Below are 2,742 nucleotides of genomic sequence, written 5' to 3'. Positions count from 1 at the left end.
TGCTCTTTGATTTTCATTGAGTATTAGAACAGAAAAATACTTGGAATATTTGTTTGTTTATTTTTATATAACAAACTATAAACACAACAAAAGTATAAAAAAAGACAAAAATCAACAGAAAACTATTGACAACGATTACATATAGTGTTATACTTATAGCATAAAGTTAATGGAAAGAAGGGAAAACCTTATGGGATTAGATTATTTCTTTGACAAAAACCTTGTGTTTTGCTTAGAAGCGGATAATCAAGAACATCTCTTTGATCAGGTTGCAACTTTATTGGAAGAACGAGAAATCGTAACCCCAACCTATCGTGAAGCCTTGATCACGCGTGAAAAGTCATTTCCAACTGGCTTAGATATGGAATTTTTGGGTAAGGATTTGCCGAATGTGGGTATTCCTCACACGGATATTGTTCATAATCTAGCCGAAAAAGTTGTGGTCGTTCGATTAGAAAAACCAGTGACTTTCCACAATATGATTGCGCCAGATAAGGAAGTAGAAGTATCCTTACTCTTCTTTATCATTAATAACTCAAGTTCAAGCCAAACCAACATTCTTGCTCAGTTGATGGACTTCTTTACTGGAAATGGTCATCTTGAAGACCTATCAAAAATTTCTGAACCAGAAGCCCTCTATGCTTATATTGCTGAAGCAATTGCTTAATCTTGTCTATTAAAAATATTAAATCGGAGGAAATCCATATGATTAAAATTCTTGCTGCCTGCGGTGCAGGTGTTAACTCAAGCCACCAAATTAAAAGTGCTCTTGAAGAAGAACTTTCAAACCGCGGTTTTGATGTTCACTGTGATGCAGTTATGGTCAAAGACGTTAATGAAGACCTTATCAAAGGTTATGACATCTTCACACCAATTGCTGCTACAGACCTTGGTTTTGACCCAGGTATTCCAGTTATCGAAGCTGGACCAATCTTATTCCGTATCCCAGCAATGAGTGCTCCAGTATTTGATAATATTGAAGCAGCTATCAAAGAGCACGGATTAAGCTAATTTTAATTTGTTAACATTCATATAACATAAAAAGGGAGGAACTGTTATGGATGCAATCTTTGACCTAATCGGAAAGGTTTTCAATCCCATCTTAGATATGGGTGGACCTGTCATCATGTTAATCATTTTGACAGTATTGGCTTTACTTTTTGGAGTGAAATTCTCCAAAGCGCTTGAAGGTGGTATCAAACTTGCCATCGCTCTTACAGGTATCGGTGCCATCATCGGTATGCTAAACACTGCTTTCTCAGCGTCGCTTGCAAAATTCGTTGAAAACACTGGTATCCAATTGAGTATCACCGACGTTGGTTGGGCACCACTTGCTACAATCACTTGGGGTTCTGCTTGGACACTATACTTCTTGCTCATCATGTTGATTGTCAACATAGTGATGCTTGCTATGAAGAAAACAGATACACTTGACGTTGATATCTTTGATATCTGGCACTTGTCTATCACAGGTCTTTTGATTAAATGGTATGCAGACAACAACGGTGTGAGTCAAGGGGTTTCACTCTTTATTGCTACAGCAGCTATCGTCCTTGTTGGTGTGTTGAAAATTATCAACTCTGACTTGATGAAACCTACATTTGATGACCTTCTTAACGCTCCAAGTTCATCACCAATGACATCAACTCACATGAACTACATGATGAACCCAGTTATCATGGTTTTGGATAAGATTTTTGAAAAATTCTTCCCAGGCCTTGATAAATATGACTTTGATGCTGCTAAATTGAACAAGAAAATCGGTTTCTGGGGATCTAAATTCTTCATCGGTTTCATCCTTGGTATCGTTATCGGTATTATGGGAACTCCACATCCAATTGAAGGGGTTGCAGATGCAGATAAATGGCGTCTTGTTATCAAAGGATGGCTGTCTCTTGGTTTGACTGCCGGTGTATCTTTGGAACTCTTCTCACTTATCGGTTCATGGTTCATCGCAGCCGTAGAACCACTATCACAAGGTATTACAAACGTTGCTACTAAACGTCTTCAAGGACGTAAATTCAATATCGGTCTTGACTGGCCATTCATCGCTGGTCGTGCTGAAATCTGGGCTTGTGCCAACGTACTTGCTCCAATCATGTTGATTGAAGCTGTGCTTCTTTCAAAAGTCGGAAATGGTATCTTGCCACTTGCAGGTATCATCGCTATGGGTGTTACTCCAGCTCTCTTGGTTGTAACACGTGGTAAATTGCTCCGTATGATTATCTTCGGAACGCTCTTGTTGCCACTCTTCCTTCTTTCAGGTACACTTATTGCACCATTTGCAACAGAACTTGCTAAAGGTGTAGGTGCCTTCCCAGCAGGTGTGAGCCAAACTCAATTGATCACTCACTCAACTCTTGAAGGACCAATCGAAAAACTTCTTGGTTGGACAATTGGTAACACTACAACAGGTGATATCAAAGCAATCCTTGGTGCTGTAGTCTTCCTTGTATTCTATATCGGTATCTTTGCTTGGTACAGAAAACAAATGATCAAACGTAACGAAGAGTACGCAGCAAAAGCAAAATAATGCGCTCCTATAAAATGTAAATTGTTGAAACTAGGTTGTCATACCATTAGGAGTGACAGCCTAGTTTTTTATAAACTATCAAGAAATTGGAGAAAATAATGGTAATTGAATTATACTCAATGAAAATCAAAGAGCAAACTAGGAAGCTAGCCGCAGGTTGCTCAAAACACAGTTTTGAGGTTGTAGATAAGACTGACGAAGTCAGTAAC

3 protein-coding genes are annotated in these 2,742 nt (G+C 38.7%); all 3 read left to right on the top strand.

Annotation, left to right across the window (positions count from 1 at the left end; all coding sequences use genetic code 11):
• Nucleotides 1-190: 190 nt before the first annotated feature.
• The 3 genes from HT703_RS08855 to HT703_RS08845 are packed head-to-tail and all read left to right on the top strand — an operon-like array spanning nt 191 to nt 2,533.
• Nucleotides 191-667 (top strand): PTS sugar transporter subunit IIA, encoded by a 477-nt coding sequence (locus HT703_RS08855; RefSeq protein WP_023937706.1) that lies wholly within the window; start codon nt 191-193, stop codon nt 665-667.
• A gap of 38 nt (nt 668-705) precedes the next feature.
• The gene (locus HT703_RS08850; protein WP_000590547.1) at nt 706-1,011 is read left to right on the top strand and encodes a PTS sugar transporter subunit IIB; all 306 of its coding nucleotides are present in this window, start codon (nt 706-708) and stop codon (nt 1,009-1,011) included.
• 46 nt (nt 1,012-1,057) lie between these two features.
• Nucleotides 1,058-2,533: a PTS galactitol transporter subunit IIC gene (locus HT703_RS08845; RefSeq protein WP_054393029.1), complete on the top strand. Its 1,476-nt coding sequence runs from the start codon at nt 1,058-1,060 to the stop codon at nt 2,531-2,533.
• Nucleotides 2,534-2,742 lie beyond the last annotated feature (209 nt).

Source organism: Streptococcus sp. 3874, from assembly GCF_013276425.1.
GTDB classification, from domain to species: Bacteria; Bacillota; Bacilli; order Lactobacillales; family Streptococcaceae; genus Streptococcus; species Streptococcus pseudopneumoniae.
The sequence above is the reverse complement of the archived record's forward strand: the minus strand, read 5'-3'. Positions and strand labels throughout refer to the sequence as shown.

Excerpts from the sequence above, each read along its gene's own strand:
- HT703_RS08845 (WP_054393029.1), top strand. The coding sequence starts at position 1,058 with ATGGATGCAATCTTTGACCTAATCGGAAAGGTTTTCAATCCCATCTTA.
- HT703_RS08855 (WP_023937706.1), top strand. The coding sequence starts at position 191 with ATGGGATTAGATTATTTCTTTGACAAAAACCTTGTGTTTTGCTTAGAA.
- HT703_RS08850 (WP_000590547.1), top strand. The coding sequence starts at position 706 with ATGATTAAAATTCTTGCTGCCTGCGGTGCAGGTGTTAACTCAAGCCAC.